This is a genomic window from Mesorhizobium sp. M7A.F.Ca.US.005.03.2.1, assembly GCF_003997795.1.
In the GTDB taxonomy this organism is placed as follows: Bacteria; Pseudomonadota; Alphaproteobacteria; order Rhizobiales; family Rhizobiaceae; genus Mesorhizobium; species Mesorhizobium ciceri.
Window position 1 is genome coordinate 1 of sequence record NZ_RZRP01000247.1, and the last position, 7,543, is coordinate 7,543.

Annotated in this window: 6 protein-coding genes and 1 pseudogene; 4 read left to right on the forward strand and 3 right to left on the reverse strand. The window is 58.3% G+C overall.

Features of this window, described 5'->3' with window-relative positions:
• The 4 genes and pseudogenes from EN991_RS15620 to EN991_RS15655 form a co-directional block, all read left to right on the forward strand.
• Positions 1-797, forward strand: a pseudogene (locus EN991_RS15620) (IS3 family transposase); the annotation flags it as partial.
• Positions 798-1,129: 332 nt separating this feature from the next.
• Positions 1,130-1,384, forward strand: a complete 255-nt coding sequence (locus tag EN991_RS15630) for a hypothetical protein (protein ID WP_127369079.1) — start codon at positions 1,130-1,132, stop codon at positions 1,382-1,384.
• A 749-nt stretch (positions 1,385-2,133) separates the two neighbouring features.
• A complete protein-coding gene (locus EN991_RS15635) occupies positions 2,134-2,700 on the forward strand; it encodes a hypothetical protein (protein WP_127369080.1) in 567 nt (188 codons plus the stop codon).
• Between the two features lie 1,694 nt (positions 2,701-4,394).
• On the forward strand, positions 4,395-4,736 hold the full coding sequence (locus EN991_RS15655) for a hypothetical protein (RefSeq protein WP_127369081.1): 342 nt from the start codon (positions 4,395-4,397) through the stop codon (positions 4,734-4,736).
• A 16-nt stretch (positions 4,737-4,752) separates the two neighbouring features.
• On the opposite strand, the gene EN991_RS39880 is transcribed toward EN991_RS15655, so the two are convergent.
• From EN991_RS39880 to EN991_RS15665, 3 genes are read right to left on the reverse strand one after another with little or no spacing between them, the layout of a single operon-like run.
• Positions 4,753-4,890 (reverse strand): hypothetical protein, encoded by a 138-nt coding sequence (locus tag EN991_RS39880; protein ID WP_157678546.1) that lies wholly within the window; start codon positions 4,888-4,890, stop codon positions 4,753-4,755.
• Positions 4,891-4,944: 54 nt separating this feature from the next.
• Positions 4,945-6,051 carry a PAS domain-containing sensor histidine kinase gene (locus EN991_RS15660; RefSeq protein ID WP_127369082.1) on the reverse strand — a complete coding sequence of 369 codons (1,107 nt, stop codon included), beginning with the start codon at positions 6,049-6,051 and terminating at the stop codon, positions 4,945-4,947.
• 7 nt (positions 6,052-6,058) lie between these two features.
• Positions 6,059-6,847 carry an alpha/beta hydrolase gene (locus EN991_RS15665; protein WP_064994850.1) on the reverse strand — a complete coding sequence of 263 codons (789 nt, stop codon included), beginning with the start codon at positions 6,845-6,847 and terminating at the stop codon, positions 6,059-6,061.
• Positions 6,848-7,543: the final 696 nt, after the last annotated feature.

Consider the following 7,543-nt stretch of genomic DNA (forward strand, 5'->3'; position numbering starts at 1 on the left):
GACCGCGAGGTTCGCGAGCGGATGAAGGCGATCGCGCAGGAGCGTCGCCGGTTCGGCTACCGGCGTCTTCTGGTGATGCTGAGGCGGGAGGGCCTGGTCGTTAACCACAAGAAGCTGTTCCGGCTTTATCGGGAGGATAAGCTCGCCGTTCGCCGGCGTGGCGGCCGCAAACGGGCAATCGGGACCAGGGCGCCGATGCTGGTGCCGCTGAGGCCCGACGAGCGATGGTCGCTTGACTTCGTATCGGACCAGCTCACCGACGGGCGACGCTTGCGCATCCTGGCCGTCGTCGACATGCACGAGAGAGTGCCTGGCACTGATCGTTGATACGCGTCTCTCGGGCATGCGGGTCGCCCGCGAATTGGACCGGCTCATCCACCGAGCGCGGCCGGCCGAGGATGATCGTCAGCGACAATGGCAGCGAGTTCACCTCGAACGCCATCCTCTCCTGGGCGGATCAGAGCCGCGTCGAATGGCATTACATTGCGCCCGGGAAGCCGATGCAGAACGGCTTCATCGAGAGCTTCAACGGCCGACTGCGCGATGAACTGCTCAACGAGACACTGTTTACCTCGCTGGCTCAGGCGCGCGTAGCCATTGCCCTGTGGCACGCCGACTACGATACCGCGCGGCCGCACTCCCAAATCGCCTGGCAGACACCGGCCGAGTTCGCCAGCACCTTCAATCCGCGGCGGTCGCTCGCGCTGCGCTATGCCAAAGGCTCCGCGCCAGCGCCCGTCGCTTCACCCGCCCAGCAGGGCACAGCCCACGCCGGAAACGAACTCAAAACTGGATAAAAACTGGGGGCAACGTCACTCGCAATGCGGGGATATGAAGGGCTTGATGATGCTCAAGTGCAGCGATTCCGCTGCCGCCACAAAGCGCTCAATTTCAGCCTGCGATAGCTTCTGCGAACCTTTTGACCTAGGCATTTGGCGAACTCCGTTTTGAGGGGATCGCTGCAACGAGGATAATAATCCTATATTCCAAAGTGGGTGACCAGAGGGCTCGCTGGGGTCACCTCTCATGATGACTTGCGCAATTACTAATTTAGTGAAACGTTAAATGCTTCTAGAGAGTAGACGCGAGAGACCCGGTCGGTCCAGTTATGGGGCGGCATTGAGCATAAATGTTTTTTCCGCGTTTCCTGATCGGGATGTTCGCCACTTCGACCGTGGCGGCGATCTGGATTCTTCTAGCAACCGGCTCGTTCTGGAAGTCGCTTGCATGGACATTGCTGATCTTGATCATTTTCCAGGTGGGATATCTCGTATTGTCATTCGCGCTTTTCTACCAGTTTGGGACGAAGAGAACCGAAGAAAAACCAAACACTGCCGAGCCTACCCGTCGGGACGGTGGTGTCTCATCTGAAGGCGGCCGATGATGGTCCCGGCTAATCCAGTACGGGCACGTAAATTAGTGTTTGGTTGAAAGCGCCGCCACACAGTCTTCCAGGATGGCCAGGCGAAACCGGAGCCACTTTAATTCTTGGCCGACTTGCGCCAGCTTTAACATACCAGCCGAGCTCGCCACTCTTCGCCTCTGCTCCTCTTCCAAGGACGCGATTTTCACGCGCAATTCGAAGGCTTCTGTAGCCTTCGAGTTCCTAACTAACATCCGGGCACGCATATCCAACCCCACGCAGAAGAAACGTCGCCCTGAAATCGCACGGGCTGCGTTAAACTCTGGCGTTCAAATCATCGGGGATTTTAGTGATCACTAAAATAATGATCGATGCACCGAGGTATGTAGATTTCCATTGCATTGTGCGCGCCATCCATGAACTCCGTGGAAAAAACTCACAGTTGGGAAGACGACGAATGAGCGCAGGGGATCGTGCGCAAGCTTCGCCCCCGCAAGGCCCAGCGATGGTTGCGGGCGACCCTTCAACATTGACAAACCGTATTGGTGAACTCGCCGGGCGAGGGCCCCCAACTACTGCCTCAAGCCCGACGAGCTGCCGGGGATCAGCCGGCAACCGCCTTCGGTGCAAGACGGGTGCCAGCACTTCCGTCCTGAAGTGAGACAAACGGAGACCACCATGCGCGACGCGATCTGACGGAGCGACCAGGCAAGGGCTGGACGCCATGGGCGAAGGGTGCCGGCGAACACGACATCGAGAAAATCTGGTGGATGGCTCGGGTGTTGCATTTCCCGAAACTGAACTCGAGCGCTTGGTTCGACGGCAGCGAACTCGACGGCATCGCTCATTGGGGCTTCCGCAGCGAGAAGTGGACCATGAAGGCGAAGCCGGCCGACCGGCAACCGCTGCCCGAGGTCTACGGGCTGGCGCGGGAAGCGCAGAAGCAGGCCGAGGTCGATCTCTTCCGGGCAAGGGCGAATGCGCGCTTCCTGCTGGCCACAGGCGGGCGTCAGCACGCGCAAGGTGCATCGCCGGCGTATGATGGCGGCCGGGGGAAACGCGCTGGTGAGACCTATTTCCCGACAGAACCTATCGCCTTCTCACGCCTTGATATGGCGGATCGACTCCTATCGATCGTACGCCCTCATCTGTTCGGCCGATGTGCCAGCCAAAGTAAGGCGTCAAGTTGCAAATGTGATCCAGGGTCACCACCGAACAGCCCCTTTTGCCAGTCGCTAAATGGGCTGATCAACAGCCCCAGCGGGCTGATTCCGGTGGGGCAGCCGCCACTTCTAGGAGGGCCATCTCGGCTTACCTCGGAGGCGGGATTTGGTTAACAGCGCGAGGGGTAAGGCAATGCCGAGCGGGGTTTTAATTCCGGTTACCGTCACAATCGACGGGGTCAAGAAGACATTCCCGTCGCTCACAGATTTGGCACTCCATGTAGGTTCAAATCCGACTGCGCCGGTTGCTTGGCGTAGTCGCAACTCCGACCGACCAATTCAGGACTGGGTGGATAAGCAGCTCATGCGTAAAGTCAGCAGGGCAAACAATGTTGAGTAATCCCTCGCATGGGCGCGCCCGCTGTTCACCTAAAGACCCTGGCTGTTCTTACGTTAAGTAAGGCAAAGTTGCCGGCGAGGCCCGCCTATTCGGAAACAGGTCCGCCGCTCACGCGATAGGTGATTCTTGGCGCTATGCCGTCCCGCGATGGGTCATATTGGCTGGGACTGAAATCGCTTTGCTGCTGTGGGGTTGGGGCACGGGGAGGCTCGCGGACTCGCCAATGGGACCGCGAGCCTTTTTAGTGTGCTAGCTCTCCTTCGCCACGGTGCTCCATGCAAAATCAGTGCGAAGGCTGACGCATCCTGGCGAAGCCGAAGCCTCCATCTTTGCCGCAGCCGGGGTGCTCGCACGTATGATTGTCGACGCTTCGTCGATCGCGCGGGGCCGCTGTCATGCCTTCGGCAAGCCGGGATGGTCCATCGCTCATGGGGGAAAAGATTCCACAAGCGTCTTGACGCGCAAGGAATATGTTCCTTTTTTGTTCTGATGGCGCACGATCCCGCACACATGCTTGTGAAGGCCGAGTGCAGCTGCGGCAATGTCCGCTTACGGCGGCGGTGTCGATCCTATGAGGTAGAAGTTCGACTGGAACCGCTGCAGACCGCAGATCAAGATCACGCTTCTCGAGGCCCACCCCGAACACCTGCCGAAGCCTGATAATCCACAAGCCGACGAAGATCGACGGCCAAGATCGTATGGCACACCGAGAGATTCGGATGGAAAATGGCCAGGTCAAAAGGTTCGCAGAAATTCGCAGACTGAAATTGAACGCTTTGTGACAGCAGCGGAAGCGCTGCACTTGAGCATCGTCAAGCCGTTATATATTGCAAGCACTACCGGCTGACGCGCGTCCTGCATGAGGCGCTGTCTAAAGCCGTGCGGGAAGTGACCGGGAAGGAAGTCCCGTTCATCCGGCGGAACACCACAGGACCGGTGAGCCCGCCCCATCTGGACTCCAAGCCTTAGGAGTCGCATTCTCCCACCGGGCGTGGGCATACAGGGGCAGAAGGCTTCCAAGCCTATAAGGCGACGTAGGCGTTCGCTGTTAGAGCAGCGGGCGCTAATCCCTGTCGTGCTTTGCGGCGTTGCCGGGGCAAGCTACCTTATACCGCAGTCCGTACAGCATCCTCTCCCCACAGTGCATCGTCAGGGCGGCGGCATTAGCGCGCCGGGCGGCTGCGCCATCAAGGGGCAACATTAGCGTGACAGGCGAGCGCATCTACCACATGCCAGGGCAGCGACATTACACCGAAACGGTCGTCAACTGGCCAAAGGCGAGCGCTGGTTCTGCTCTCAATGGAAGCATGGTGGGCAGGATGGCGGAAGTCGAAGGTATGATGCGGCCTTATACGGCGGAATCGGCAAAAACGTCTGGTTGGGTGACGGCGCGCAGAGAATTTTAGCAATCGGGAACGTACGGCTCCTGCGGGAGTTTCTCGGGTGAAGGGACCTCAGGGAGGTTGCTATGAGAAAAGTGTTCCTTGCTTCGGTGATTGCCATCGCCTGCGCCGCAGCCACGGTTGTGCCTGCGGATGCACACTTCGGTTCTGGCATCAGCTTTTTTGGTCCGTTCGGGGGCTTCGGTCCGTTCGGCGGCGGCCCGTTTTACCGCGGTGGCCCCTTCTACGGCGGAGGTCCGTTTTACGACTATGGCGGCCGCTATTACGGCCCCCGCTATCCTGCCTACGTGGCCCGCTACCCGCATCGCTACTATTACCGGCATCGTCACCATTGCCGCGTGAAGTGGGTTAGGCACTGGCACCATCACCACCGGGTGCTGGAACGCGTTCGGGTTTGCCGGTACTGACAAGGCCGGATTGGCCCTAGCGCCCGTCCTTCGCCTTCGCACAGGCGTTAGCTTGCCCCATGCCGGAATGCTTCGACGGGTCGGGCGTGTAGATCAGATCGACATTGCGGCTTTGGCATTCACTGCACATGCGTGGGAGCAGGTCGTCACGCATGGCTGGCGTCTCGGCGCCAAGCGGAGCTGCTCGCAGTCAAATTGGCTTGCGTCATCATCTTATGGGCATACGGAAACTAAATCGCGTTTGCTCCATATCCGACACCACGTCCAAGGTTCCACCATGGGCACGGGCTATTTCTGACGCGATGTAGAGCCCCAATCCCAAGCCTTGTTGGCGACCTTTTGCATCTCCTCGATAGAATGGTTGAAAGAGGCGCTTCAATGCCGCTTGCGGAATAGGCTTGCCGCCATTCGCGACCGAGAGATCGAAAAAGCCTTCACTGAACTTACCGGTCACCTGGATCAGAGTTTCAGGGTCTCCATGGGCAATCGCGTTTCCCATCAGGTTGGAAAACAGCTGCGCAAGCCTCACATGGTCAACTTCGATCATGTCACCATCGAGATTCCACAATACGTCGATCTGACGCTCCGGGTAACTTGATCTAATCTCGTCAAGCACTTGCTGCAATGTAGGCTGGATCGGCTTGCCTCGATCCCTCGTCAATCCCAAGCCGCCTCCCAACCTGCCCCTTGCGAAATCCAGGACGTTGTCGATCAAGCCGCTCATGCGCGCTATGCTCGCCAGCATCAGGCGCAGGACTTTGGCAACTTTTTCGTCACTCGGATCGGTGTTACGGGCGAGCATATGTACCCCAGCGGATATCGACGCTAGTGGATTTCGCAGATCGTGGCCAAGCACCGCGATGAACTGCTCGCGCAACTCCGCTGTTTGTTGCGCAGAATGCAATCCTTGTTCCAGCTGACGTTTAGCCTCGCCCAACTCGCGCTCATAGCGCCGCCGCTGTGTTGCGCGAAACAATGTCACCCGTGTTTCGATCACGTCTCCGGCGGGCGTGCGCTGTTCCAATGAGTTGGCTAGAACCGGCAGGATGTCGCCATCCGCCTTCACGATATCCAACGCGACCTCTTCGAAAAATCCTTGCATCCTCAACAATGGAGCGAAATGTGTCTCGTAGAACATCCTGCCTGCGACATTGAGAATTTCACGGAAGCGTTTGCCGCAGACTGCCTCCTTCGAGAACCCAGTCCATCTTTGGAAAGTGCCGTTCGCGTCCTGGATGCGGCCATCTGCGCCTATGACGAGGTAGCCACACGGCGCGTTCTCGAAAAGATCGAGATATTTGTCGTCCGCCCCCATCGCGAACTCAGACGAAAGCCCGTATCGCCGCCACAACTTCCTGCGGGGCGCTGAGGTTGGGGCAGTGACCGACGGCGTCCAGGTGAATCAGTTTGCTTCCAGCTATGTGAGCACGCACGTATTCACCGACATGATCGCCTGCAATGATGTCGTCCGAGCACTGGAGGACTAGCGTCCGCGCTGTGACTTTCGGCAGGTCGGACCTGTTGTCAGAGGTGAATGTGGCCCGTGCGAATTCGCGGGCTATGTCGGGATCAGTCCGACAAAAACTGTTGGTCAACTCGTCGGCAAGGTCCGGGCGATCCGCGTTGCCCATGATCGCTGGCGCCATCGCAGCCGACCAGCCCATGTGGTTGTCAGCAAGCGATGAAAGCAGACCCTCGACATCCGCCTCTGAAAAGCCCCCGACATAGCCGGCATCGTCAATATATCGAGGAGACGGACCGACCAGAACCAGACTGTCGAACATTTCGGGCACCTTTACAGATGCGAGAACTCCGATCATCGCGCTGACAGAATGCCCGACAAACACTGCTCCCGAAAGCTCTACGGCATTCCCGATTTCGATAAGGTCATCCGCGTAACCGTCCAGGGCCGCGTACTTGGCGCTGTCATAAGCGGCAAGATCGGACCTTCCAGCGCCGACATGGTCGAAGAGCACGGTCCGAAACTGGCGGCGGAATGCTGGCTCGACGAAACGCCACATGTTCTGATCACAGCCAAAGCCGTGCGCGAACACCATACTTTTCGGCCCCGTGCCGTGGAGCCGGACATTGTTGCGTTTCAGAACGTCCACGATTTTCCGTCTCATAACCCCTTACTGCAAAATAGCGGGTTCGGAAAAAACTTCAAACGCAAATGAAATGGTTTGGACGCCTGAATCGTATCTTCGTTCAGCACGTTGTGGTTGATGAATAGCTCGATGGTCCAATAGTTTTATGCCGCAGCCCATTTCCGTACTCGTTGTCGAGGCGGCCGGCTGCATCGTGCCGCTCACTCTCGATGAAGCAACGGTTACCGCACTGCGGGCGGGTACCGTGCTGAAGATCTAGGTCAGAAGCACCGACCAGAAGGACGTGGTGCTGTCCGTGTCGCTAAAAGGGCTCGCGCCTGCTCTGGATAGGCTTGGCGTTTTGGCTGGGTGGTAGAAATGGTTGCTATGCTGGCTCCTCCAACCCTGCTTCTCAACGAGTGGATGGAACGCAACAGAGACTGTGATCAGCGGCCGAAGGTCCCGCGCCGACTGATCAGCTTCGCGGCAACTTCGACTTAGTGTTACGGCGCAATCCGGCAATGCGTGCCCGCCAAGTGATAAATCATGCGAATGAAAGCCGCCGGCAACAAACTTGCCGCCGACGGCCATGTTCCGCACCCTCTTTTGTCAACGATATTGGTCGTTCCATCGCGGACGTTCGGGGTGCCCGCGTCCGTTTGCCGTCGCGCCACTGCTGAGCAAACTCAAGCGCCGAGATTTCAAAGCGGACACTAAGAC